Source organism: Rhizobiales bacterium NRL2, assembly GCA_001664005.1.
Lineage (GTDB): Bacteria > Pseudomonadota > Alphaproteobacteria > Minwuiales > Minwuiaceae > Minwuia.
The window spans coordinates 4,625,671-4,649,025 of the sequence record CP016093.1 but is presented as its reverse complement, the minus strand read 5'-3'; the positions used below and the strand labels follow the sequence as shown (position 1 = coordinate 4,649,025).

At 69.2% G+C, this 23,355-nt stretch carries 25 protein-coding genes; 16 read left to right on the top strand and 9 right to left on the bottom strand.

From position 1 onward, the window contains the following. The first annotated feature begins 8 nt into the window (after positions 1–8). The 13 genes from TEF_21740 (at position 9) to TEF_21680 (ending at position 10,032) form a co-directional block, all read left to right on the top strand. On the top strand, positions 9–566 hold the full coding sequence (locus tag TEF_21740) for a 30S ribosomal protein S5 (GenBank protein ID ANK83127.1): 558 nt from the start codon (positions 9–11) through the stop codon (positions 564–566). Beyond that, positions 559–753, top strand: a complete 195-nt coding sequence (locus TEF_21735) for a 50S ribosomal protein L30 (protein ID ANK83126.1) — start codon at positions 559–561, stop codon at positions 751–753. Before TEF_21740 ends, TEF_21735 begins: the two co-directional genes overlap by 8 nt. Positions 754–793: 40 nt before the next feature. Beyond that, positions 794–1,345: a 50S ribosomal protein L15 gene (locus tag TEF_21730; GenBank protein ID ANK83125.1), complete on the top strand. Its 552-nt coding sequence runs from the start codon at positions 794–796 to the stop codon at positions 1,343–1,345. 108 nt (positions 1,346–1,453) lie between these two features. Next, positions 1,454–2,797, top strand: coding sequence for a preprotein translocase subunit SecY (locus TEF_21725; GenBank protein ID ANK83124.1), 1,344 nt, complete (start codon positions 1,454–1,456; stop codon positions 2,795–2,797). Beyond that, entirely contained in the window at positions 2,794–3,369 is a 576-nt protein-coding gene (locus TEF_21720) for an adenylate kinase (GenBank protein ID ANK83123.1), read from the top strand. The genes TEF_21725 and TEF_21720 overlap by 4 nt, the downstream gene beginning before the upstream one ends. 119 nt (positions 3,370–3,488) lie before the next feature. Next, entirely contained in the window at positions 3,489–3,857 is a 369-nt protein-coding gene (locus TEF_21715) for a 30S ribosomal protein S13 (protein ANK83122.1), read from the top strand. Positions 3,858–3,864: 7 nt separating this feature from the next. Then, positions 3,865–4,254 carry a 30S ribosomal protein S11 gene (locus tag TEF_21710; protein ID ANK83121.1) on the top strand — a complete coding sequence of 130 codons (390 nt, stop codon included), beginning with the start codon at positions 3,865–3,867 and terminating at the stop codon, positions 4,252–4,254. Positions 4,255–4,354: 100 nt separating this feature from the next. After that, positions 4,355–5,371: a DNA-directed RNA polymerase subunit alpha gene (locus TEF_21705; GenBank protein ANK83120.1), complete on the top strand. Its 1,017-nt coding sequence runs from the start codon at positions 4,355–4,357 to the stop codon at positions 5,369–5,371. Between the two features lie 37 nt (positions 5,372–5,408). Continuing rightward, positions 5,409–5,837, top strand: coding sequence for a 50S ribosomal protein L17 (locus TEF_21700; GenBank protein ANK83119.1), 429 nt, complete (start codon positions 5,409–5,411; stop codon positions 5,835–5,837). 81 nt (positions 5,838–5,918) lie between these two features. Then, entirely contained in the window at positions 5,919–7,325 is a 1,407-nt protein-coding gene (locus tag TEF_21695; protein ANK83118.1) for a serine protease, read from the top strand. Continuing rightward, positions 7,325–8,647: an AAA family ATPase gene (locus TEF_21690; protein ID ANK83117.1), complete on the top strand. Its 1,323-nt coding sequence runs from the start codon at positions 7,325–7,327 to the stop codon at positions 8,645–8,647. Before TEF_21695 ends, TEF_21690 begins: the two co-directional genes overlap by 1 nt. 21 nt (positions 8,648–8,668) lie before the next feature. After that, a complete protein-coding gene (locus TEF_21685) occupies positions 8,669–9,046 on the top strand; it encodes a hypothetical protein (GenBank protein ID ANK83116.1) in 378 nt (125 codons plus the stop codon). Next, entirely contained in the window at positions 9,043–10,032 is a 990-nt protein-coding gene (locus tag TEF_21680) for an RNA pseudouridine synthase (GenBank protein ID ANK83115.1), read from the top strand. The genes TEF_21685 and TEF_21680 overlap by 4 nt, the downstream gene beginning before the upstream one ends. A gap of 9 nt (positions 10,033–10,041) precedes the next feature. Here the strand turns inward: TEF_21680 and TEF_21675 are convergent, their stop codons facing one another. From TEF_21675 to TEF_21645, 7 genes are all read right to left on the bottom strand, one after another. Continuing rightward, positions 10,042–10,581 (bottom strand): hypothetical protein, encoded by a 540-nt coding sequence (locus TEF_21675; GenBank protein ID ANK83114.1) that lies wholly within the window; start codon positions 10,579–10,581, stop codon positions 10,042–10,044. After that, a complete protein-coding gene (gene sseA / locus TEF_21670) occupies positions 10,578–11,426 on the bottom strand; it encodes a 3-mercaptopyruvate sulfurtransferase (GenBank protein ID ANK83113.1) in 849 nt (282 codons plus the stop codon). Before sseA ends, TEF_21675 begins: the two co-directional genes overlap by 4 nt. A gap of 10 nt (positions 11,427–11,436) precedes the next feature. After that, entirely contained in the window at positions 11,437–12,150 is a 714-nt protein-coding gene (locus TEF_21665; GenBank protein ID ANK83112.1) for an Ala-tRNA(Pro) hydrolase, read from the bottom strand. Between the two features lie 41 nt (positions 12,151–12,191). Then, positions 12,192–13,193 carry a cysteine synthase A gene (locus tag TEF_21660; protein ANK83665.1) on the bottom strand — a complete coding sequence of 334 codons (1,002 nt, stop codon included), beginning with the start codon at positions 13,191–13,193 and terminating at the stop codon, positions 12,192–12,194. 121 nt (positions 13,194–13,314) lie between these two features. Then, positions 13,315–14,751 (bottom strand): deoxyribodipyrimidine photolyase, encoded by a 1,437-nt coding sequence (locus tag TEF_21655; GenBank protein ID ANK83111.1) that lies wholly within the window; start codon positions 14,749–14,751, stop codon positions 13,315–13,317. A gap of 16 nt (positions 14,752–14,767) precedes the next feature. Continuing rightward, complete coding sequence (locus TEF_21650; protein ID ANK83110.1) at positions 14,768–15,562, bottom strand: hypothetical protein; 795 nt, start codon at positions 15,560–15,562, stop codon at positions 14,768–14,770. A 22-nt stretch (positions 15,563–15,584) separates the two neighbouring features. Beyond that, a complete protein-coding gene (locus tag TEF_21645; protein ANK83109.1) occupies positions 15,585–16,487 on the bottom strand; it encodes a hypothetical protein in 903 nt (300 codons plus the stop codon). Positions 16,488–16,645: 158 nt separating this feature from the next. Between TEF_21645 and TEF_21640 the strand changes: the two genes are divergently transcribed. The 3 genes from TEF_21640 to TEF_21630 all read left to right on the top strand — a co-directional run bounded on the left by TEF_21640 (position 16,646) and on the right by TEF_21630 (position 21,192). Continuing rightward, entirely contained in the window at positions 16,646–16,864 is a 219-nt protein-coding gene (locus tag TEF_21640; GenBank protein ID ANK83108.1) for a hypothetical protein, read from the top strand. Between the two features lie 168 nt (positions 16,865–17,032). Then, positions 17,033–18,085, top strand: a complete 1,053-nt coding sequence (locus tag TEF_21635) for a hypothetical protein (protein ANK83664.1) — start codon at positions 17,033–17,035, stop codon at positions 18,083–18,085. After that, entirely contained in the window at positions 18,082–21,192 is a 3,111-nt protein-coding gene (locus TEF_21630; protein ID ANK83107.1) for a multidrug transporter AcrB, read from the top strand. The genes TEF_21635 and TEF_21630 overlap by 4 nt, the downstream gene beginning before the upstream one ends. A 135-nt stretch (positions 21,193–21,327) precedes the next feature. On the opposite strand, the gene TEF_21625 is transcribed toward TEF_21630, so the two are convergent. Then, positions 21,328–22,935 carry a methylcrotonoyl-CoA carboxylase gene (locus TEF_21625; GenBank protein ANK83106.1) on the bottom strand — a complete coding sequence of 536 codons (1,608 nt, stop codon included), beginning with the start codon at positions 22,933–22,935 and terminating at the stop codon, positions 21,328–21,330. Next, entirely contained in the window at positions 22,932–23,309 is a 378-nt protein-coding gene (locus tag TEF_21620; protein ANK83663.1) for a hypothetical protein, read from the bottom strand. The genes TEF_21625 and TEF_21620 overlap by 4 nt, the downstream gene beginning before the upstream one ends. Positions 23,310–23,355 lie beyond the last annotated feature (46 nt).

Here is a 23,355-nt window from a genome sequence, read left to right as displayed (position 1 = left end):
TACGACGCATGGCACGTCCCGACTTTCATGACAGGGATCGCGACAGCGAGTTCGTCGACAAGCTGGTCCACATCAACCGCGTGGCCAAGGTGGTCAAGGGCGGCCGCCGCTTCGGCTTCGCCGCGCTGGTGGTGGTCGGCGACCAGAAGGGCCGCGTCGGCTTCGGCAAGGGCAAGGCCCGCGAGGTACCGGAGGCGATCCGCAAGGCGACCGAGATGGCCAAGAAGACCATGATCCGCGTGCCGCTGCGCGAGGGCCGGACCCTGCATCACGACATCACCGGCCGTCACGGCGCCGGCAAGGTGGTGCTTCGCGCCGCCCCGGCCGGCACCGGCATCATCGCCGGCGGTCCGATGCGCGCGGTCTTCGAGACGCTGGGCGTGCAGGACGTGGTGACCAAGTCGACCGGCACCTCCAATCCCTACAACATGATCCGCGCGACCTTCGACGCGCTGGAGCACATCACGTCGCCGAAGCGCGTGGCCGCCAAGCGCGGCCGCAAGGTCGGCGACATCGTCAGCCGCCGGGATGACCAGGCGGCGATTCAGGAGGCGGCCGATGGCTGAGGCAGGCAAGGTCAAGGTGACCCAGATCGGCAGCCCGATCGGGCGGCCGAAGGACCAGCGCGCGACGCTGGTCGGCTTGGGGCTGAACAAGATGCATCGCTCCCGCGTGCTCGAGGACACTCCCTCGGTGCGCGGCATGATAGCGAAGGTACATCACCTGGTGAAGGTGGAGGAAGTCGGCGCCTGAAAAGGCGGGCCGACGGAACGGACAGGAAGGACGATCAGCCATGCGTCTGAATGAGCTGAACGACAATCCGGGCTCGCGGGTCGACCGCAAGCGCGTCGGCCGCGGCATCGGTTCCGGCCGGGGCAAGACCGCCTCGCGCGGACAGAAGGGCCAGAAGGCGCGCTCCGGCGTGGCCATCAAGGGCTTCGAAGGCGGCCAGATGCCGATCTACCGGCGGCTGCCGAAGCGCGGCTTCAAGAACATCTTCCGCAAGGACTACGTGGCCGTGAACATCGGCCGGGTGCAGCAGGCGGTCGACGACGGCCGTCTCGACGCAAACGAGAAGGTCAACGGCGCGGCCCTGGTCGCCGCCGGCGTCATCAGCCGCGCCCGCGACGGCGTCCGGCTGCTGGCCAAGGGCGAACTCACGGCGAAGCTCGACTTCGAGATCGCCGGCGCGTCGGCGAAGGCGGTCGAGGCGGTCGAGGGCGCGGGCGGTTCCGTCGCGCTGTCCGACAAGCCGACCGAGGAAGAACTGGCGGCCAAGGCGGCCAAGGCGGAGAAGCGCCGTGAGCGCGCCCGCAGCGGCAAGAAGAAGCCGAAGAAGAAGTGATCGCGGATCGGGGTCGCCCATCCGGCGGCGCGTCCCGATCCAGAATGAACCGAGGGTGTGGCATCAGCGGAGCCGTTCCGGCTCCGCGCCCTTGTTTGAGGTGAACCGATGGCGTCTGCCGCCGAACAACTCGCCGCCAATGTGAACTGGAGCGCCTTCGCCAAGGCGACGGAGCTGCAGAAGCGCCTGTGGTTCACCCTGGGCGCGCTGGTGATCTATCGGCTCGGCACCTACATACCGGTGCCCGGCGTCGATCCGATCATCATGAAGGACGTCTTCGAGCAGCAGGCCGGCGGCGTCTTCGGCATGTTCAACGTCTTCGCCGGCGGCGCGCTGGAGCGCATGACGATCTTCGCGCTCAACGTCATGCCCTACATTTCCGCCTCCATCATCATGCAGCTGCTGACCACGGTCTCGCCGACCCTGGAGCAGTGGAAGAAGGAAGGCGAGCAGGGCCGCAAGAAGATCAACCAGTACACCCGCTACGGCACGGTGATCCTGGCCGCCTTCCAGGCCTACGGCATCGCCGCGGGGCTGGAGGGATTGCAGGGCAGCGCCGGCAGCGCGGTCCAGGATCCGGGCATGTTCTTCCGCTTCACCACCGTGGTGACGCTGACCGGGGGCACACTGTTCCTGATGTGGCTGGGCGAGCAGATCACCGCCCGCGGCGTCGGCAACGGCATCTCGCTGATCATCTTCGCGGGCATCGTCGCCGAGTTGCCCAGCGCGCTGGCCGGCACGCTGGAACTCGGCCGCCTGGGCACGCTGTCGACCGCGGTGATCCTGTTCCTGATCGTCATGGTCGTCGCCACCATCGCCTTCATCGTCTTCGTCGAGCGGGCGCAGCGCCGGGTGCTGGTGCAGTATCCCAAGCGCCAGATGGGCAACCGCATGATCGGCGGCGAGACCTCGCACCTGCCCCTGAAGGTCAACACCGCCGGCGTCATCCCGGCGATCTTCGCCTCGTCGCTGCTGCTGATGCCGGTGACGGTGGCGCAGTTCAGCCAGGCCTCCGGGCCGGAGTGGCTGCAGTCGGTCGTCGCCCTGCTGGGCCCGGGCCAGCCGCTCTACCTCGCGCTCTACATCTCGGGCGTGGTCTTCTTCTGCTTCTTCTACACCTCGGTGGTCTTCAATCCGCAGGACACGGCCGACAATTTGAAGAAGAACGGCGGTTTCGTGCCCGGCATCCGTCCGGGCCAGCGCACGGCCGACTATCTGGATTATGTGCTGACCCGCATCACCGTGATCGGCGCCGCCTATCTGGCCGCCGTCTGCCTGCTGCCGGAGATCCTGCGCGGGCAGTGGAACGTGCCCTTCTACTTCGGCGGCACGTCCCTGCTGATCGTGGTTTCGGTGACCATGGACACCGTCGGCCAGATTCAGAGCCATCTGCTGGCGCATCAGTACGAGGGGCTGATCAAGAAATCGAAGCTGAGGGGAGCGAGGCGTTGAACATCATCCTTTTCGGCCCTCCGGGCGCGGGCAAGGGAACCCAGGCCCAGTTCATCGTGGAACGCTATGGCGTGGTGCAGCTCTCGACGGGCGACATGCTGCGCGCCGCGGTGGCCGAGGGCACCGAACTGGGCAAGCAGGCCAAGGCGGTGATGGACCGCGGCGACCTGGTCGACGACGCGACCATCATCGGCATCATCGGCGACCGGATCGACGAGCCCGACTGCCGCAACGGTTTCATCCTGGACGGCTTTCCGCGCACCCAGGCCCAGGCCGAGGGGCTGGACCGGCTGCTGGCGGACAAGGGGCTGAAGCTCGACGCGGTGATCGAGATCCGCGTGCCCGACGCGGAACTCTACAAGCGCATCGAGACCCGCGCCGCCGAGACCGGCGGCGCCCGGGCCGACGACAACGCGGAGACGCTGAAGAAGCGTCTCGACGTCTATCATTCGCAGACCGCGCCGGTGCTGTCCTACTACGAGAAGCAGGGCATGCTGGACACCGTCGACGGTCTGCAGTCAATCGAAGCGGTGACGACGGAGATCACCAAGGTTCTGGACGGGAAAGAATAGGCCGGAGGCGGTTGACGGACAGACGCGCATTCGTATAATCGCGCGCCTTCAACGAGCTTCTGGTCTTCGGGCGGCCTTCGCCGCGCCTTCCCGGCTGCGTTATTTGAGGAGAGAGCAACGTGGCGCGTATTGCTGGTGTCAACATTCCGAGCGCGAAACGCGTGGAGATCGGTCTGACCTACATTCACGGAATTGGCTCGGCCAAGGCCCGGGAGATCTGCGACAAGATCGGGATCGCCCAGGAACGGCGCGTCAACGACCTGACCGACGCCGAGGTCATCCAGATCCGTGAGGTCATCGAGAGCGACTACATGGTCGAAGGCGACCTGCGTCGCGAGACCGCGATGAACATCAAGCGGCTGATGGACCTGAAGTGCTATCGCGGGCTCCGGCACCGCCGCAGCCTGCCTGTGCGCGGCCAGAGGACCCACACCAACGCCCGCACCCGCAAGGGGCCGGCCAAGCCGATCGCCGGCAAGAAGAAGTAGGATCCAGATGGCGAAGAAAGAAACACGCGTCCGCCGCCGCGAGCGGAAGAACATCACCAACGGCGTGGCTCACGTCCAGGCGTCGTTCAACAACACCCTGATCGCCATCACGGACGTTCAGGGCAATGCGATTTCCTGGTCGTCGGCCGGTTCCATGGGCTTCAAGGGCTCCCGCAAGTCGACGCCCTATGCGGCGCAGATGGCGGCGGAAGACGCCGGCCGGAAGGCCCAGGAGCATGGTGTGCGCATCCTCGAGGTGCAGGTGAAGGGGCCGGGTTCGGGCCGCGAGTCCGCGCTGCGCGCGCTGCAGGCGACCGGTTTCGAGATCACCTCGATCCGCGACGTGACCCCGATCGCCCACAATGGCTGCCGGCCGCGCAAGCGCCGCCGGGTCTGATGCGGGCGCTGGCGGCGGACCCTCCGCCGCCGGCAATATCCGACGCTCCGCCCGGTCCGGTCGGCGAAGCGGTCTGAGACTTTGAGATGAGGTGCGCCAAGTGATCCAGCGCAACTGGAAAGAACTGATCAAGCCGAACAAGCTTGAGATCAAGGGTGGGGACGATGTCTCCCGCCGCGCCACCGTCGTCGCCGAGCCCCTGGCCCGCGGCTTCGGCCTGACGCTCGGCAATGCGCTCCGCCGCGTGCTGCTGTCGAGCCTGCAGGGTTCGGCGGTCACCGCGATCCACATCGACAATGTCCTGCACGAGTTCTCCTCCATCGAGGGCGTGCGCGAGGACGTCACCGACATCGTGCTGAACATCAAGCAGCTGGCGCTAAAGATGCACGGCGACGGGCCGAAGCGGATTTCGCTGAAAGCCACCGGTCCGGGCCCTGTCTCGGCGGCCCAGATCGAAGCCGGCCACGACATCGACGTCCTCAATCCGGACCTGGTGCTGATGCATCTGGATGACGATGCGACCATCAGCATGGAGATGACCGTCGAGAACGGCTCCGGCTATGTCGCGGCGTCCTCCAACCGGCCCGACGACGCGCCGATCGGTCTGATTCCGGTCGACTCGCTGTTCTCCCCGATCCGCAAGGTGGCCTACAAGGTCGAGAACACCCGCGAGGGCCAGGTGCTGGACTACGACAAGCTGTCGATGGAGATCGTCACCAACGGCTCGATCTCGCCGGAGGACTCGGTCGCCTATGCCGCGCGCATCCTGCAGGACCAGCTCCAGCTCTTCATCAACTTCGAGGAGCCGCAGCGCGAGACGGTCGAGGAGAAGTCCAGCGAGCCCGAGATCAACCGCAACCTGCTGCGCAAGGTCGACGAGCTGGAACTGTCGGTGCGTTCGGCCAACTGCCTGAAGAACGACAACATCGTCTATATCGGCGACCTGATCCAGAAGACCGAGGCGGAGATGCTCCGGACCCCGAACTTCGGGCGCAAGTCGCTGAACGAGATCAAGGAAGTGCTGTCCCAGATGGGTCTGCGGCTGGGCATGGAAGTGCCGGGCTGGCCGCCGGACAACATCGAGGACCTGGCGAAGAAGCTGGAAGACAATTACTGAGGCCCGTTGAGGCCCCGAACGGGAAGGTTGCGGAACAATGCGTCATCGCAAGAAAGGCCGGCGGTTCAACCGCTCCGCTTCGCACCGCAAGGCGATGCTGGCGAACATGGCGAACGCTCTGATCAAGCATGAGCAGATCAAGACGACCCTGCCCAAGGCGAAGGATCTCCGCCCGGTGGTGGAGAAGCTGGTGACCCTGGCCAAGCGGGGCGGCCTGCACGCGCGCCGCCAGGCCTACGCCCAGCTGCCCGAGGAGCGGATCGTCGCCAAGCTGTTCGACGAACTGGCCGAGCGCTACAAGGACCGTCCCGGCGGCTATCTGCGCATCATCAAGGCCGGCTACCGCTATGGCGACTCCGCGCCGATGGCGATCATCGAGTTCGTCGACCGCAATGTGGACGCCAAGGGCGCCGATTCCGGTCCGGTCCCGGGCGACGACGAGGACGAGTTCGAAGACGCCGCCTGAACGGCCGGCATCCGGACGAGACGTGACGGAGGGGGGCGGACCGGCCACGGTCTGCCCCCTTCTGCGTATCGGGGAGGACGCATGCTGCGACTGGCGACGATACTGATCCTGCTTCTGGCCCCGGTGCTTTCGGCGGGCGCCGAGGAGGCGCGGCGGGCGCCCGGCGACCGCACGGAGATGATGCTTTCCTTCGCGCCGGTGGTGGAGAAGACGGCGCCCGCGGTGGTCAACATCTACGCCAAGCGCATGGTGCGCCGGCGCGCCAACCCCCTGCTTGACGACCCGTTCTTCCGCCGTTTCTTCGGCGACGCCTTCGGCGGCGGCGCGCGCGAGCAGGAGGTGCCCTCACTGGGCTCCGGGGTGATCGTCGATCCCTCGGGTCTGATCGTCACCAACGCGCATGTCATCGAGGACGCCGACGACATCACCGTGGTGCTGCACGACCGGCGGGAGTTCGCCGCCGAGATCGTGCTCACCGACAAGGAATCCGACCTGGCCGTACTGCGCCTGGAGCGCGAGGATCTGGATCTGCCGGTGCTGGCCTTCCGGGACTCCGACACGCTGAAGGTGGGCGACATCGTGCTGGCGATCGGCAACCCCTTCGGCGTGGGCCAGACGGTGACCAGCGGCATTGTCTCGGGCCTGGGGCGCAGCCGCGTGACCGGCGCCGGTGGGCCGCAGAACTTCATCCAGACCGATGCAGCGATCAATCCCGGCAATTCCGGCGGCGCGCTGGTGACCCTCGACGGCCGGCTGGCCGGCATCAACACGGCGATCTTCTCCCGCTCGGGCGGCAGCCACGGCATCGGCTTCGCCATTCCCGCCGCCCTGGTGCGCGCCGTGGTCGAGGGCGCGCGCTCGGGCCGGGGGATCGTCCGGCCCTGGATCGGCATGAGCGGCCAGGAGCTGACCGCCGACATCGCCGAAGGGTTGGGGCGCGCGCGCCCTGGCGGCGTTCTGGTGGCCGACATCTATCCCGGCGGTCCCGCCGAACGCGCCGGGCTGCAGACCGGCGACGTCATCCTCGCCTTCGACGGCCGGCCGGTGGCGAACCCGGCCGATTTCCAGTTCCGCCTCGCCACCCGGTCGGTGGGCGACGTCGTCGATCTGGACGTCTGGCGCCGCGGCAGCGCACTGGACGTGCAACTGCCGCTGCAGCGGGCGCCGGAGGTGCCGCCGCGCAACGTCACGCTGCTTGAGGAAGCGCATCCCCTGCAGGGCGCCGAACTCGCCAACCTTTCGCCGGCCCTGATCGAGGAGATCGGCTTCGCCGGCCCGGACCGCGGCGTGGTCGTGCTTCGCGTCCGGCGCGGCTCCCAGGCCGCGCGGCTCGGCGTCCGGCCCGGCGACGTCATCGTCGACGTGAACGGCCGGCGGGTCTCGCTGGTCCGGGAGGTCGAACCGCTGCTGCTCGCGGTGCGCGAACGCTGGGCCATCCGTCTCCGCCGCGATGGCAGCGATTACGTCCTCCGGGCCAGGCGGGGCTGATGGCGGAAAGCCTGTTCGAGGCGGCGGGGGTGGGCGATGGGGGCACCCGGCCGCTGGCCGACCGGCTCCGCCCCGAGACTCTCGCCGACGTCGTGGGTCAGGAGCATCTGACCGGCCCGGAAGGACCGATCGGGCGCATGGCGGCCCAGGGCAGGCTGGGCTCGATCGTGCTCTGGGGTCCGCCGGGGACCGGCAAGACCACCATCGCGCGGCTCCTGGCGCGTTCCGTGGACCTCGAGTTCGTGCAGCTCTCGGCGGTCTTCTCCGGCGTCGCCGACCTGCGCAAGGCCTTCGAGGAAGCGCGCCAGCGCCGCCGCGACGGCCGCGGCACGCTGCTCTTCGTCGACGAGATCCACCGCTTCAACCGCGCCCAGCAGGACGGCTTCCTGCCGGTGGTGGAGGACGGCACCATCGTGCTGATCGGGGCGACGACCGAGAACCCGTCCTTCGAACTCAATCCCGCCCTGCTCTCGCGCTGTCAGGTGCTGGTGCTGCGCCGTCATGACGACGTCTCGCTGGAACGGCTGCTGGACCGTGCGGAGGCGGTAGAGGGAAAGCCCCTGCCGGTCACCGGGGACGGGCGTCTGGCGCTGAAGGCGATGGCCGACGGCGACGGACGCTACCTGCTCAACCTGGCGGAGGAGCTCTACCGCATCGCGCCGGACGAGCCGCTCGACCCGGCGGGGCTGGCGGAGTCGCTGCAGCGCCGCGCGCCGCTCTACGACAAGGCGCAGGAGAGCCACTACAACCTGATCAGCGCGCTGCACAAGTCGCTCAGGGGCTCGGACGCCGACGCCGCGCTCTACTGGATGGCGCGCATGCTGGCCGGCGGGGAGGATCCGCTCTATATCGCGCGGCGGCTGGTGCGCTTCGCCTCCGAGGATGTGGGCCTGGCCGACCCGGAAGCGCTGCACCAGACCCTCGCCGCCAAGGACGCCTACGATTTCCTGGGTTCGCCCGAGGGCGAGCTGGCGCTGGCGCAGGCGGCGATCTATCTCGCCACCGCGCCCAAGTCGAACGCCGCCTACAAGGCCTTCGGTGCGGCCTCGCGCTCGGCCCGGACGACCGGCTCGCTGAATCCGCCCATGCACATTCTCAATGCGCCGACGAAGATGATGAAACAGCTCGGCTATGGCGATGGCTACGCCTATGACCATGACACGTCGGAGGGCTTCTCGGGCCGCAACTACTTTCCCGACGGGATGACGCGGGAACGGTTCTACAACCCCGTCGAACGGGGCTTCGAACGCGAGATCGCCAAGCGCCTCGCCTACTGGGACCGCCTGCGGCGCGAGAAGACGCGGGAGGACGGTGATGGGTGATACGTCTCGGGAGGCTCGCCAATGAACGCGGTGATCGCGGTGGCGCTCGGCGGCGCGCTCGGCGCGCTCGGCCGCTATGGCGTGCAGGCGCTGATGCTGCGCCATTTCGGCGCGGGGTTCCCGCTGGGCACGCTGACCGTCAATGTCGCAGGCAGCCTGCTGATGGGTTTTCTCGTGCACCTGCTGGTGGCGCGCGGCGCCTCGCCGGAACTGAAAAGCTTCCTGCTGATCGGCTGCCTCGGCGCACTGACCACCTTCTCGACCTTCTCGCTGGATGCGGTGAGCCTCTACGAGCGGGGCGCGATGGGACTGGCCGCGCTCTACGTCGGCGCTTCGGTGGTGCTGTCGATCGGGGCGCTGTTCGCCGGCGTCTCGCTCGCGCGCATGGTCGCGCCATGAGCGGTGTTCGCCAGGAGCGGGTGAAACGCGACGAGGACGGCATGCGCCTCGACCGATGGTTCCGCGCCCGCTTCCCCGAAGTGACCCAGGGCCGGCTGCAGAAGATGCTGCGCAAGGGCGAGATCCGTCTCGACGGCGGACGGGTGAAGGCCGACCAGCGCGTCGCCTCGGGCCAGACCGTGCGCGTGCCGCCGCTGGGCGATGCGCCGCCGTCGGCGCCGAAGGACCGCGATGGCGGCGTCAGCGAAGCCGACCGCAAGGCGGTCATGGCGATGGTGATCTACCGCGACCCGGAGGTGATCGTCCTGAACAAGCCTGCCGGGCTGGCGGTGCAGGGCGGCACGCGCGTCGGCCGTCATGTCGACGCCATGCTGCCGGCGCTGCAGTTCGACGCCGGGGAGCCGCCGCGGCTGGTCCACCGTCTCGACAAGGACACCTCCGGCGTTCTGGTGCTGGCGCGGACCCGTCAGGCGGCGCAATGGCTGACCCGCGCCTTCCGCGACCGCGACACGGAGAAGACCTACTGGGCGATCACGGTGGGCGTGCCGCGCCCCCGCCGGGGCGAGATCGACCTGCGCCTTTCCAAGGAAGGCGGGCCGAGGGGCGAGCGCGTCGAGCCGGTGCCCGAGGGCGGCCAGAGGGCCATTTCCCACTTCACGGTGATCGACGAAGCCGGCACGCGGGCGGCCTGGCTGGCCATGCGTCCGGTCACCGGCCGCACCCACCAGCTCCGCGTCCACGCGGCAGCCATCGGCTGCCCCGTCATCGGCGACGGCAAGTATGGCGGCGAGAAGGCGCATCCAGGCGGCTTTGCGCCGACGCTGCACCTGCATGCGCGGCGCATCGTGCTGGCGCGGCCGGACGGGCGGAAGCTGGATGTCACCGCCGATCCGCCGAAGGCGTTCCTGGAAGGGCTGGACCTGCTCGGCTTCGATCCGAACGATCCCGAGGCCACCATCGACTGGGCCGAGCTGGCGGAGGAGTAGGCGCGTGCCCTACGCCGCCGGCATGGGCATCAGCGTCGCCTCGCGGCGCTCATAGGGCGTGAAGCCGATCCGCTGGTACATGGGCAGGGCCGAGGGATGGTCGGCGGTGCAGGTGTTGACCGTGACCCGGTCGGGTTCGCGCGACCACAGCTCGCTCACCGCCCAGTGCAGGAACCACGGCCCCAGCTTCTGGCCGATGAATTCCGGCATCAGCCCGAAATAGGCGAGGTCGGCGCGCGCCGGGAGCTCGCGGAAATCCAGCTCGGCAAAGCCCGCCGGCACGCCGCGCACGTAGAGCACCATGATATCGACCGCCTCGTCCTGGACGATGGCGGCGAGGCTCTCGTCGGAGAGCCAGCGCCGCTCGGTCCAGGTCCAGGCCGCGCCGACGGTGTTGTAGAGATAGCGGTAGAAGTGGACGGTCGGCCGTTCGGCGCGCATCACGGCATGCGGGACCAGCGGCTTCGGCGGTGCGGGCCGCACGGGCGGCGTGTCCATCTCCAGGAAGGTGATGGTGACCGGGATGCCGGATCGATCCGCCCCGCTCATCGCGACACGGGCGTGTCCTCGCGCCCGCCCCATTCGGTCCAGGAACCGTCATAGACCGCCGTCTGGCGGTGGCCCGTCAGATGCAGGCCGAGCGCCAGCACGCAGGCGGTCACCCCGGAGCCGCAGGTGGTGACCACCGGTTTCTTCAGGTCGACGCCGGCGTCCTCGAAGGCCTGGCGCAGTTCCGGCCCCTCCTTGAAGGTGCCGTCCTCGCGGAACAGGCGCTGATAGGGGAGGTTCAGGCTGTGGGGGATGTGGCCCGACCGCAGGCCCTCGCGGGGCTCCGGCTCCGTACCCCTGAAGCGGCCTTCGGCGCGGGCGTCCACCACCTGCTCGCGGTTGCGGTTCACGTTCGCCTTCATCTGCTCCAGGTCGCGGACCAGGAAGCTGTTGAAACGCGCCGAGAGATGCCGTTCGCGTGGCACGTCGGGCAGGTTGTCGAGCGGGCGGCCCTCTGCCTTCCACTTGGGCAGGCCGCCGTCGAGCACCGAGACGTCGTCATGGCCGAAGACGCGGAACATCCACCAGGCGCGGGCCGCCGCGGTGCAGCCGCCGCCGTCATAGACCACGATGCGGACGCCGTCGCCCAGGCCCAGCCTGCGGCAGCGCGAGGAGAACTTCTCCGGGCTCGGCAGCATGTGCGGCAGGTCGCTGTCGGTGTCGGCGATATCGTCGATGTCGAAATGGACGGCGCCCGGAATATGCTCGGCGCGGAACTCCGCCTTCGGATCGCGGCCGAGCTGGGGCATGTACCAGGAAGCGTCGACCACGCGGACATCCGGCGCGTTCATGTGCCGGGCGAGCCACTCGGTCGAGACCAGGGATTGCGGATTGGCGTAGGACATCTGGACTTCCCTATTCGGCGAACTGGATGCTGACGCGGCGGTTCTGGCGGCCCTTCTTCTCGATCTTGCGGACCTCGACGGGGCCGATCTCGCCGGTCCGGCGGACATGGGTCCCGCCGCAGGGCTGCAGGTCGCGGCCCTCGATCTCGATCAGGCGGACATGGCCCGCGCCGGTCGGCGGCTTCACCGACATGGTCTTGACCAGTTCGGGCGTCGCTTCCAGCTCGGCGTCGGTGATCCAGCGGAAGCCCACCGCGTCGTCGGCCCGGACCAGGTCGTTCAGCTTCTGCGTGATCTCGTCCTTGTCGAGGGTCGCTTCGGGGATGTCGAAGTCCAGGCGCGACTTCTCAGCGCCGACCTGGCCGCCGGTGACGGGGAAGGGCAGCACGGCCGACAGCAGGTGCAGGCAGGAATGCATGCGCATGTGGGCGTAGCGCCGCTGCCAGTCGATCTCGGCGGTGACCGTCTCACCGGGTCCGGGCGCGGTCTCGCCCTCGGCGGGCACGTGGACGATCTCGTCCGCGCCCTCGCCCTTCACCGCGGTCGCGATGCGGACCTCGCCGCCATCGGCCAGACGCAGCACGCCGCTGTCGCCGGGCTGGCCGCCGCCGGTGGGATAGAAGACGGTGCGGTCGAGGACGATGCCGCCGCGGTCGTTGACCGCCACCACGGTCGCCTCGCACGACTTCAGATAGGCGTCGTCGCGGAAGAGCAGTTCGGTCATGTCGGCCTCCCCGGATCGGCTGCTGCCTCTGGGGAGATCGATTAGGCCAACCAGGGCGGCGTGGGCAAGCCCTTACTCTCGAGGAAGGCGGGATTGTAGAGGCGGCTGAAATAGCGCTCGCCGCCGTCGCAGAGCACGGTGACGATGGTGTGGCCCGGGCCCATGTCCTTCGCCATGCGGACCGCGCCGGCGACGTTCATCCCGCTGGACCCGCCCAGGATCAGCCCCTCGTCCTGCGCCAGGTCGAAGACCGTTTCCATCATCTCCGTGTCGGATATGCGGTAGGGCAGGTCGACATCCAGCCCCTCCAGGTTGGCCGTGATCCGGCCCTGGCCGATGCCTTCGGAGATCGAGCTGCCCTCGGCCTTCAGTTCGCCATGGGCGTAGTAGTGCCAGAGCGCCGCGCCGTGCGGGTCGGCCAGGCCGATCTTCACGCCCTTCTTCCGCTCCCTCAGCGCCTGGGCGACGCCGGCCAGCGTGCCGCCGGAGCCGACGGCGCAGACGAAGCCGTCGACCCTGCCGTCCGTCTGATCGAAGATCTCCGGACCGGTGGTCTCGTAATGGCCCTGGCGGTTGGCGACATTGTCGAACTGGTTGGCCCAGATCGCGCCTTCCGGATTCTCCGCAGCCAGTTCCTCGGCCAGGCGGCCGGAATATTTCACGTAGTTGTTCGGGTCCCTGTAGGGGACGGCCGGCACCTCGCGCAGGTCGGCGCCGCAGATGCGCAGCATCTGCTTCTTCTCGTCGCTCTGGGTCTCGGGGATGACGATGACGCAGCGATAGCCGCGCGCCGCGGCGACCAGCGACAGGCCGATGCCGGTATTGCCCGCCGTGCCCTCGACGATGGTGCCGCCGGGCTTCAGCAGTCCCCGGCGCTCGGCGTCGGTGATGATGGCCAGCGCCGCGCGGTCCTTCACCGACCCGCCGGGATTGAGGAACTCGGCCTTGCCGAGGATCTCGCAGCCGGTTTCCTCCGACGCCTTGCGCAGGCGGATCAGCGGCGTGTTTCCAATGGTGCCGACAAAGCCGTTCTTGATACCCATGATTTTTCCGTGGAATTCCTGTTCCTCGCCCAATGGCGGGTATTTAGGGCGATCCACAGCGTCGGTAAAGCTCCGGCTTCCCGCCGCCGCCACAAAGAGTGGACGGACGCCCGCGAACCGGTCAGCTGGCCTTCACCTGCTGATACGCTTCGAGGGCGCGTCCCCGCGCCTGGCCGTGATCGACGATGGGGCGGGGATAGGTCTCGCCGAGACGGACGCCCGCGGCGTCGAGAACCTCCGCCGGCGCCTTCCAGGGCGCGTGAATGTGCTTCGCCGGCAGCGCCCCGAGCTCCGGCACCCAGCGGCGGATGTAGTCGCCGTCCGGGTCGTGGTCCTCGGACTGCTTCGCGGGGTTGAAGATGCGGAAATAGGGCGCGGCGTCGGCGCCGGAGCCCGCCACCCACTGCCAGCCCGCGGCGTTGTTGGCGAGATCGGCGTCGCAGAGCGTGTCCCAGAACCACTTCTCCCCTTCGCGCCAGTCGATCAGCAGGTCCTTGATCAGGAAGCTGGCGGCGACCATGCGCACCCGGTTGTGCATGTAGCCGGTGGCCCAGAGCTCCCGCATGCCGGCGTCGACAAGCGGATAGCCTGTGCGGCCTGCCTGCCAGGCTGCGAGTGCTTCCGGGTCATCGGCCCAGGGGAAACCGTCGAAACGCGCCCGCCAGTTCGCTTCCGGCAGGTCGGGCCAGTGCCAGAGCAGGTGGTGGCTGAACTCCCGCCAGATGACCTCGGCGCGGAACTTCGCCGCACCCGGCACGCCCGATCGCTCCCGGTGGTCCAGCGCGCGCCAGATCCGGCGGACCGAGATCTCGCCGAAATGGAGGTGCGGTGAAAGACGGGAGGTGACATCGCGCGCCGGCGCATCCCGCCCCGCCGCATAGTCGTCCAGCTTCTCGTCCAGGAAGGTCTCGAAACGGGCCCTGGCGCCGGCCTCGCCGGGCGTCCATGCCTCTCGCAACCCGCCTGCCCAGTCGGGCTTCGCGGGCGTCAGACCCCAGTCGGCGAGTTCGTCGCTGGCCGGCCAGCGGCCGGGAACGGCGATGCGCTCCGGCGGCGGCAGGGGCTCGGCCGGCGGCCCGGCGGCGAGGCAGGCCTTCAGGAAGGGCGTGAAGACCTTGTAGGGCTCGCCCGCGCCGGCCGCGATGGTCCAGGGCTCGAAGGCGAGATTGCCGGGAAAGCTGCGGACGTCGAGACCGCGGTCCTTCAGCGCGGTCTTGATCCGCCGGTCGCGAGCGACCGCCCAGGGGTCGTAGAGCCGGTTCCACGTGACCGCGTCGGCGCCGGTCTCCTCGATCACCGCGTCCATGGCGTCGTCTGCGCGGCCCCGGCGCAGGATCAGGCGGTTGTTGCGCCTGTGCATCTCCGTCGCCAGCGCTTCGAGGGAATGGTGCAGCCACCAGCGCGAGGCGCCGCCCATGCGCCACGGGCCCGGGCTCTCGTCATCCAGGATGAAAAGCGCGATGACCGGCCGGCCTGAGCGGGCCGCGGCGTCGAGGCCGGGATTGTCGTCGAGGCGCAGGTCGCGGCGGAACCAGTGGAGGATGGGCTTCTCGGACAGTTCGGGCCTCCGGCGGTCAGACGATCCGGGCGCGCACCTCCCCCAGCAGGCTGTGGCGGTAGATCAGCGTCTGGCCTACGGCCGGAAAGCGGGTGCGGATCACGGTGCCGGTCAGGATCCAGTCGCCCGCGCGCAAGGTCTCGCCGCGTGCGGTCATCTCGTCGGCCAGAAAGCGCAGGCCGGCATAGGGGTGGCCCATGGCGTCGCGGCCCTCGCCGCGCCCGGCCTCGACGCCATCCTCTTCCAGCACAGCGGTGGCCGCGGCCAGGTCCGCCGGCGCGGCGGGCGGGTGAACCTCTCCCAGCACCATGCCGCCGTTCCAGGCGTTGTCGGCGATCAGGCTGAAGGCGTCGAGCGTCCCGTAGTCGGCGTTGCGGTCGTCGGCGATCTCGAAGGTCGCGGCGCAGGCGTCGACGGCCTGGATGATCGCCGCTTCGGCGAACGGCGCGCCGCCGGGGGCCAGATCGCGGCCAAGGCGCAGGGCGACCTCGCATTCGATGCAGACCCGGCCATGATCTGCGGCGCTGATCTCGGCCGGGCTCTCAAGGATGGCCGGCGCGGCGATGCGGCCGCCGACGGCGCGGTCGATGCCGACCATCTGCTGCATGGTCTCCGCCGTCAGCGCGATCTTCCAGCCGTGCATGGCCCGGCCCCGCTTCTCCAGACGGGCGACGAAGGCGCGCTGGATGTCATAGGCGCCGGCGAGGTCTGCGGGCCGGAAGCGGTCGGGCAGGGGCTCGTAGCGCCGTCCCGCCCGATGGGCCTCGTCCAGCCAGGTGGCCGCCTCGTCGGCGTGGTCGAACCGGGCCATCGTACTCTCCTCTTCTGTCGTCTCAGCCGCCGATATGGCGGAGCAGCGCGGCGTTGACCTTGGCCGGAACTTCCTCGGCCAGGAAGTGGCCCGCGCCCGGAATCTCGTGGAATGCGTAGGGGGCGTCGACGAATCCGCCAGTGCCCTCGGCGGCCATGCGGCCGACGCTCATGTCCTCGTTGCCCCAGATGTAGAGCGTCGGCACGGTGACCTTCGGCGCATCCGCCACGGCGAGCGTGGAGCCGCCGCCGAAGGCCGCGCGGTACCAGTTGAGCGCCGCGTCCAGCGCGGCCCGTTCGCCCAGCACCGAAAGGTGCGCGGCCGCCGTCTCGTCGGACATGCGGCGCTTCGCCGGCGGGCCGCCGCCATCGTCCTGGCCGAACAGCCCCCGGGCGTTCTCGAAGATCAGGGTGTTGCGCAGCGCCTTCGCGTCGTCGGCCAGCAGACGGTCCGCCATCTCCGGATCCTGGAACGCCTTGTGGTGGCGCGAGCGCGAGGCCTGTCCGGCGTCGGCCTTGAAGGCGCGCGCGAAGGCCGCCGGATGCGGCCGCGACAGCACCGTCAGCGTCTTCAGGCGTTCCGGATGCGCGATCGCCGTCAGCCAGGCGATCTGGCCGCCCCAGTCGTGGCCCACCAGGTGGAAGCGGTCCGCGCCCGTGGCGTCGGCGAGGGCGATGACGTCGCCGACGATCAGGTCAACGTGATAGCTGTCGACGCCCTGCGGACGCGCCCCGGCGGAATAGCCGCGCTGGTCCGGTGCGATGGCGCGGAAGCCGGCCCCGGCGACGGCCGCGATCTGCGCGCGCCAGCTGTGGCGGGAGTTCGGAAAGCCGTGCAGGAAGATCACCCGCTCGCCGTCCGCCGGCCCGTCGACATCGGCAGTGTAGCCGAAGCCGCCCGCCCTGATTTCCGTGGTCTCGATCATGCCGCCCTCCCCGCCCGCGCATCATGGCGCGGCGCGGCCTGCCGGGCAATTCCTGCCGCCGACGCGATGCGGGCCAGCGCAAGTCATTGAAATCATGTCTTCCGAAGCTGGCGCATCCATTGCGTTGTCCGCCGCAACGACCGAACAGGGAGACGATCATGACCCGCACCGCCCGCCTGTCCAGCAACTCCGTCATCTGGGCCGCGAACCATCTGGTCGACTGTCATGGCGACGACGCGCCGGGTCTGGCGCAGGCGCGCACCGCCGAGATGGAGCTCGAAGGCCGCTCCGATCTCGCCGCCATCTGGCAGATGGTGGAGCGCACCGTCGCCGCCCTTCTGGACTGCAGGGAGGAGCGCGAGCCCCTCTTCCACTGAGGCGCCGCGCCCGGCGATCCGCTGCCGGTCTGCCCGCGTACCTGTCGGTAGATCATGCGAATTGTGATATAGGACGGCCATGAACGACCGTTCGAGGTCCGGCAGTTGAATAGAAGAGTAGCGCTGCTGTTGCAGGCCGGTGTTTCGCTGGCGCTCGTCGCCGCTGCGATATGGGTGGTCAAGGAGCGCGAGGCCGCCCTCGCCTATCTCGGTTTCGACCACACGAAGCCCGTCCAGGCGCAGACCGGGGCGGAGCCGGGTATTCCCGTCATCGTCGCCGCGGTCACCGGCCGTCCGGACGACGTGCGCGTCCGGGCCGTGGGGACCGGCGGCGCCGTGCGCTCGGTCACTGTCCGCGCCCAGGTTCCCGGCCAGGTCGAACGGATCCTGTTCGACGCCGGCACCGTCGTCGGGGATGGCGATCCGCTGGTGCGTCTCGACGACCGTCAGGAACAGCTCGCGCTGGAACTCGCCGAGGTCCGGCTGAGGGACGCGGAGCGCAATGTCGAGCGTCTGCGCCAGCTCCGGGACCGGGGCTCCGCCGCGGGCGTGACCCTGGAAGATTCGGAAACCGCTGCGGCGCTGGCCCGGATCGAGCGCGACCAGGCCGCCTCCGCATTGTCGAAGCGCACCGTCCGTGCGCCCTTCGCCGGCGTCACCGGCCTGCCGCTTGTCGACACGGGGTCCCGCATCGACGAACAGACGCCGATCACCAGCCTGGACAACCGCTCCTCGATCCGGGTGCGGTTCGACGTGCCCGAAGAATATCTCTCCCGTCTGCCCATCGGCAGCATCGTGGAGGCGCGGACGCCGGCCTGGCCGGCCCGCAGTTTCGAGGGCACCGTGGTGGAGATCGACAGCCGCATCGATCCGCTGTCGCGCACCGCGCCGGTGCGTGCGGAGATTCCCAATGCCGAGGACCTGCTCCGCCCCGGCATGTCCTTCGAGGTCGTCGCCAGCCTGCCCGGCGAGGTCCGCGCCGCGGCGCCGCAGCTCGCCCTGCAGTGGGAGCGCGGCGGCGCCTATGTCTGGCGGGTGAGGGACGGCGTCGCCGAGCGCGCCGAAGTGCGGCTCATCGGCCGCGAGAAGGGTCTCGCCCTGCTGGAAGGCGACATCGCGCCGGGCGATCTGGTGGTCGTCGAGGGCGTGCAGCGTCTCAGGCCCGGCCGGCCGGTACGCTTGCTGGGCCAGACGGCATCGGCCGGGGGAGAAGGGACGTGAGCGGCCAGGGCGGACTGGCGGGACTGAGCGTCCGGCGGCCGCTGCTGGCCATCGTCCTGAACCTGCTGATCATCATCGCCGGCGTCGCGGCACTGATGGGTGTCGAAGTGCGCGAACTGCCCAACGTCGACCGCCCCGTGGTCAGCGTGCGCGCCGACTTCCCCGGCGGCTCGCCCGAGACCATCGACGCCGAGGTGACCAGTGTGCTGGAGAGCGCCGTCGCCCGGGTCAACGGTGTCGTCAATGTCCGGTCCTCTTCGGAAGAGGACAATTTCCGCATCCGCATCGAGTTCCGCCCCGACGTGGACCTTGTCGACGCCGCCAACGACGTCCGCGAGGCCGTCAGCCGCGTCGTCAACCGCCTCCCCGCGGGCGTCGAGGACCTGTTCGTGGTCAAGGCCGACGCCGACGCCAGCCCGATCATCGATCTCGCCATCTCCAGCGACAGCCTGCCGGTGGAGGCGCTTACCGAGGTGATCGAGAACGAGATCACGCCGGCCTTCACCTCCATCGAGGGCGTTGCCGACCTCAGTCTGTTCGGCGAGCGGGAGAAGGTGCTGCGGGTCGCCGTCGACCCGCTGCTGCTGGCCAGCCACGGCCTCTCCATCGCCGACGTCTCCCGCGTGCTGCAGAGCGCGCAGCTCGACGTTCCCGCCGGCAGCTTCTCCTCCGGCGATCAGGACGTCATCGTCCGCGCCGACGCCTCGGTCTCCGATGTCGCCGGCCTCGAGGCGCTGGTGCTGCGCGGGCCGGTGCGGCTGGGCGACGTCGCCGAGGTCTTCTTCTCGCCGGCCGAGCCGCTTTCCGTGGTGCGTCTTGACGGCCGCGAGGTCATCAATGTCGGCGTCATCCGTCAGGCCCGCGCCAACACCGTCGCCATCTCCCGCGACGTCAAGCGCGTCGTCGCCGCGCTGAACGCGCGCTTCCCGGACCTCACCATCGAAACCATCTCCGACGACGCCGTCTTCATCGAGGGCGCGATCGAGGAGGTGCTGATCAGCCTCGGCTTCGCGGTCGTCATCGTCGTCACCGTGGTGGCGCTGTTCATCCGCAGCCTGGGCGCGACGCTGATCCCGATGACGACGATTCCCGTCGCCCTGATCGGCGCCGTGGCCGGCATCTGGCTGATGGGTTTCTCGATCAACCTGATCACGCTGCTGGCGCTGGTGATCGCGACCGGCCTGGTCGTCGACGACTCCGTCGTCGTGCTGGAGAACATCCAGCGCCGCCGGCGGGAGGGAATGAAGGCCCGCGCGGCCGCCGTCCTCGGCGCGCGCCAGGTGTTCTTCGCGGTCATCGCCACCACGGCGGTGCTGGTGTCCGTCTTCGTGCCGATCTCCTTCCTGCCGTCGACCGCGGGGCGGCTGTTCAGCGAATTCGGCTTCGTCCTCGCGGTGACGGTGATCCTGTCCTCCTTCGTGGCGCTCAGTCTCTGTCCCATGATCGCTTCCCGCCTGCCGGGGCTGGGCCGGGCGCCCGCGCAGCGGGGGCCGCTGGCGCTGGCCGGCGCGGGACTTGCCGCCCTCTACGACAAGGCGCTGACGGCGTCGCTGGCGGCGCCGCTGGTGACCGTCACGGTCTTCGGCCTGATCGCCGGCTCGGCGGCGCTGGTCTTCGGCCAGCTCGGCGAGGAACTCGCGCCGGCCGAGGACCGCGGCGAGGTCAATGTCCGCCTGCAGGGTCCGGACGGCACCGGCCTCGACTATACCGACCGCCAGGTCGAGCAGGTGGAGGCGCTGTTCCGCCCCTGGGTGGAGCGTGGCGTGGTGCGCAACGTCTTTTCGGTCACCGGCAGCTATGACCTCAACCGCGGACAGATCGATGCCGCGCTGATCCCCTGGGAAGCGCGCGAGGTCGGACAGGCCGAGATCGAAGCCGCCATCTCGCCGGCCCTGAAGGACATCGCCGGCGCCAATGTGGGCATCCGCCGCGGCAACAGCCTGGGGCTGCGCGGCTCCGAAAGCGGTATCAACTTCGCGCTCACCGGCGCCAATTACCCGCGCATTGCTGCCGTCGCCGACGAATTCGCCCTGGCGGTGCAGCGCGAGATCCCGCAACTCGACAATGTCCGCATCGAGTACCAGTCCACCCAGCCGCAGCTCAGCGTGCTCATCAACCGCAGCCGCGCCGCCGATCTCGGCGTGGCGATGGAGGATCTGGCCGCCACCGTGCGTGCGCTGGTCGACGGCGACGAGGTGGCCGAGCTGACCGTGGACGACCGTGCGATACCGGTCATCCTGGAATCGAAGACCGGCGTCGTGACCGATCCATCGGACCTGCTGAACCTCTACGTGCCCGCCGCCGACGGCCGGCTGACGCCGCTGTCCCAGCTGGTCACCTTCCGCGAGGAGGGCGTTGCCGCCGAACTCGACCGCCACGGCCAGCGCCGCGCGATCGAGATCCGCTCCGACCTGCCGCCGACCCTCTCCCAGCGGGAGGCCGTCGACAGCATCCGCGAACTGGCCGCCGAGCGTCTGCCCGGCGACATCGGCCTGCTGTTCCTCGGCGAGGCGGCGACGCTGGAGGAGACGACCTCCGACGTGCAGATCACCTACGTCATCGCGCTGGTGGTCATCTTCCTGGTGTTGGTGGCGCAGTTCGAGAGCCTCACCAGCGCGCTGATCGTCATGGCGACCGTGCCCTTCGGCGTCGGCGCCGCCGTTTATGCGCTGTGGCTGACCGGCACGACGATCAACATCTACAGCCAGATCGGCGTGCTGCTGCTGGTCGGAGTCATGGCCAAGAACGGCATCCTGATGGTGGAGTTCGCCGACCAGTTGCGAGACCGCGGCGCGTCGGTGCGCGAGGCCGCCCGCGAAGCCGCGCGCATCCGCTTCCGCGCCATCGGCATGACCATGGTCTCGACGGTGCTGGCCGGCCTGCCGCTGATTCTGGGCGCCGGCCCGGGCTCCGAGGCGCGCGGGGCCATCGGCTGGGTGGTCTTCGGCGGTCTCGGCCTGGCGGCGGTCTTCACCCTGCTGCTGACGCCGGCCGTCTACGTCCTGCTCGCCTGGATGGCGAAGCCTCGCGGCGATGCCGCGAAGGCTCTGGAGGAGGAGCTGGCCGAGTCCGAACGGCCGCGCATGGCGCCCGACGCGGCGGATTGAGCGTCCGCCCCCTCCGGGACTTGATCCCGGAGCCCAGCCCTGCGGAACCGCGTATTCTGGGTCCCGGGGTCAAGCCCCGGGACGGGAGTGGATATCTCGGAGGCAGGGGCGGGGGTCGAGTTCCCTCTGCAGCAACTAGAGCCGCAGCACTCCGTAGCCGTCGGTGCCGAAGGGCGCGTTGAGGCTCGCCTGGATCGCCAGTCCCAGCGCGTTGCGGGTGTCGCGCGGATCGATCATGCCGTCGTCCCAGATCTCGGACGTCGACCACCAGGCGCTGGCCTGCTGGCGATAGTCGCGGGCGACGCTTTCGAAGATCTCGTCGATCTCCTTCTGGTCCGGATCCTCGCCCAGGCGCTTGAGCTGGGCGATCTTGATTTCAGCCAGGGTCTTGGCCGCCTGCTCCTCGCCCATGACCGAGATGCGGTGGTTGGGCCATGAGAACAGGAAGCGCGGATCGAAGGCGCGCCCGCACATGCCGTAATTGCCGGCGCCGAAGCTGCCGTTGGTCATCACGGTGAACTTCGGCACCTTGGAGTTGGTCTGCACCATGATCATCTTGGCGCCGTCCTTGGTGATGCCGGCCATCTCGTAGTCGCGGCCCACCATGAAGCCGGTGATGTTCTGCAGGAAGACCAGCGGCGTGTTGTTCTGGTTGCAGAGCTCCATGAAGTGCGTGGCCTTCAGGGTCGAGTCGTTGAACAGCACGCCGTTGTTGCCGAGGATGCCGACCTTGTAGCCCCAGATATGGGCGAAGCCCGCGACCAGGGTGGTGCCGTAGTCGGGCTGGTATTCCAGGAAGCGGCTGCCGTCGACGAGCCGAGCGATGACCTCGCGCATGTCGAACTGGATCTTCACGTCGTCGGGGATGACGCCCAGCAGCTCGTCGGGGTCGTAGTACGGTTCCTCGAAGTCCTGGCGCTGGATCGGCGTCTTCGGCGCGCGCTCCCACTGGGCGACGATTTCCCGGCCGAGATCGATGGCGTGGCGCTCGTCGTCGGCGGCGAAGTCGACCGTGCCGGAAATCTGGGTGTGCAGGTCCGCGCCGCCGATCTCGTCGGCCGTGTGCTCCTCGCCGGTCGCCGCCTTGACCAGCGGCGGTCCGCCCAGGAAGACGCCGCCATTGCCGCGCACCATGATCGAATAGTCGCTCAACGCCGGGATGTAGGCGCCGCCTGCGGTGCAGTGGCCGAAGACGAGAGCGAGCTGCTTGCAGGCGAGCTTCGAGAGCGTCGACTGGTTGCGGAAGATGCGACCGGCGTAATAGCGGTCGGCGAACAGCGTCGACTGCAGCGGCAGGAAGCCGCCCGCCGAGTCGCAGAGATGGACCACGGGCAGGCGGTTCTCGATGGCGATGTCGAGGCAGCGGACGATCTTCTTGATCGACAGCGGATACCAGGCGCCGCCTTTCACCGAGGGATCGTCGGCGCGGATGATGACCTCGCGGCCCGAGACCGTGCCGATGCCGACCACCTGGCCTGCGCCCGGCGCGCCGCCGTCATAGGCCTGGTTGGCGGCCAGCGTGGAGAGCTCGAGGAACGGCGTGCCCGGATCGAGCAGCAGGTCGATCCGCTCCCGCGCCGTCATCTTGCTCTGGCGCGTCAGCCGGTCGATATCGCGCTGGGGCCGCTGGAACCGGGCGGCGTCTTGCGCCTCGCGGAACTCGGCGATCATCTTCTCGTTGTGGGCGCGGAAGCGCTTGTAGTCGTCCGAGGCGGTGGAGACGCGGCTCTGGATACGGTTCATTCCTCCTCCTCCGCGGCAAAGGTGACGAGCGGCGCGCCCTTGTTGAAGGTGCCGCCCTGCTCGACATGGACCTCGCCGATCGTGCCGTCATGGGTCGCGATGATGGTGGTCTGCAGCTTCATGGATTCGATCACCATCAGCGTCTGCCCCTCGCTCACGGTGTCGCCCGCGGCGCAGGACAGCGAGACAACCGTGCCCGGCATGGCCGCCGTGACCACCTCGGCGCCGCCGGCCTCCATCGCCGTGCGGTCGGGATCGCGCACCTCCACCTCGACGACCCGGTCGGCCAGCTTGAAGAAGACCCGGTCGCCCGCGCGGGCGATCGCCCGGACCTCCGGCGTCTCAGCCAGCGGCGCCGGGGGGACGGGCCGCATGTCGATCCGGCCATGGGCCGACGCCTCGGCGCCCGCGCCGGAAATC

Bases quoted from the DNA above. Each gene is read 5' to 3' on its own strand.
- TEF_21740 (ANK83127.1), top strand. From the start codon at position 9: ATGGCACGTCCCGACTTTCATGACAGGGATCGCGACAGCGAGTTCGTC.
- TEF_21735 (ANK83126.1), top strand. From the start codon at position 559: ATGGCTGAGGCAGGCAAGGTCAAGGTGACCCAGATCGGCAGCCCGATC.
- TEF_21730 (ANK83125.1), top strand. From the start codon at position 794: ATGCGTCTGAATGAGCTGAACGACAATCCGGGCTCGCGGGTCGACCGC.
- TEF_21725 (ANK83124.1), top strand. From the start codon at position 1,454: ATGGCGTCTGCCGCCGAACAACTCGCCGCCAATGTGAACTGGAGCGCC.
- TEF_21710 (ANK83121.1), top strand. From the start codon at position 3,865: ATGGCGAAGAAAGAAACACGCGTCCGCCGCCGCGAGCGGAAGAACATC.
- TEF_21700 (ANK83119.1), top strand. From the start codon at position 5,409: ATGCGTCATCGCAAGAAAGGCCGGCGGTTCAACCGCTCCGCTTCGCAC.
- TEF_21695 (ANK83118.1), top strand. From the start codon at position 5,919: ATGCTGCGACTGGCGACGATACTGATCCTGCTTCTGGCCCCGGTGCTT.
- TEF_21690 (ANK83117.1), top strand. From the start codon at position 7,325: ATGGCGGAAAGCCTGTTCGAGGCGGCGGGGGTGGGCGATGGGGGCACC.
- TEF_21685 (ANK83116.1), top strand. From the start codon at position 8,669: ATGAACGCGGTGATCGCGGTGGCGCTCGGCGGCGCGCTCGGCGCGCTC.
- TEF_21680 (ANK83115.1), top strand. From the start codon at position 9,043: ATGAGCGGTGTTCGCCAGGAGCGGGTGAAACGCGACGAGGACGGCATG.
- TEF_21675 (ANK83114.1), bottom strand. From the start codon at position 10,581: ATGAGCGGGGCGGATCGATCCGGCATCCCGGTCACCATCACCTTCCTG.
- sseA (ANK83113.1), bottom strand. From the start codon at position 11,426: ATGTCCTACGCCAATCCGCAATCCCTGGTCTCGACCGAGTGGCTCGCC.
- TEF_21665 (ANK83112.1), bottom strand. From the start codon at position 12,150: ATGACCGAACTGCTCTTCCGCGACGACGCCTATCTGAAGTCGTGCGAG.
- TEF_21660 (ANK83665.1), bottom strand. From the start codon at position 13,193: ATGGGTATCAAGAACGGCTTTGTCGGCACCATTGGAAACACGCCGCTG.
- TEF_21650 (ANK83110.1), bottom strand. From the start codon at position 15,562: ATGGCCCGGTTCGACCACGCCGACGAGGCGGCCACCTGGCTGGACGAG.
- TEF_21645 (ANK83109.1), bottom strand. From the start codon at position 16,487: ATGATCGAGACCACGGAAATCAGGGCGGGCGGCTTCGGCTACACTGCC.
- TEF_21640 (ANK83108.1), top strand. From the start codon at position 16,646: ATGACCCGCACCGCCCGCCTGTCCAGCAACTCCGTCATCTGGGCCGCG.
- TEF_21625 (ANK83106.1), bottom strand. From the start codon at position 22,935: ATGAACCGTATCCAGAGCCGCGTCTCCACCGCCTCGGACGACTACAAG.
- TEF_21620 (ANK83663.1), bottom strand. From the start codon at position 23,309: ATGCGGCCCGTCCCCCCGGCGCCGCTGGCTGAGACGCCGGAGGTCCGG.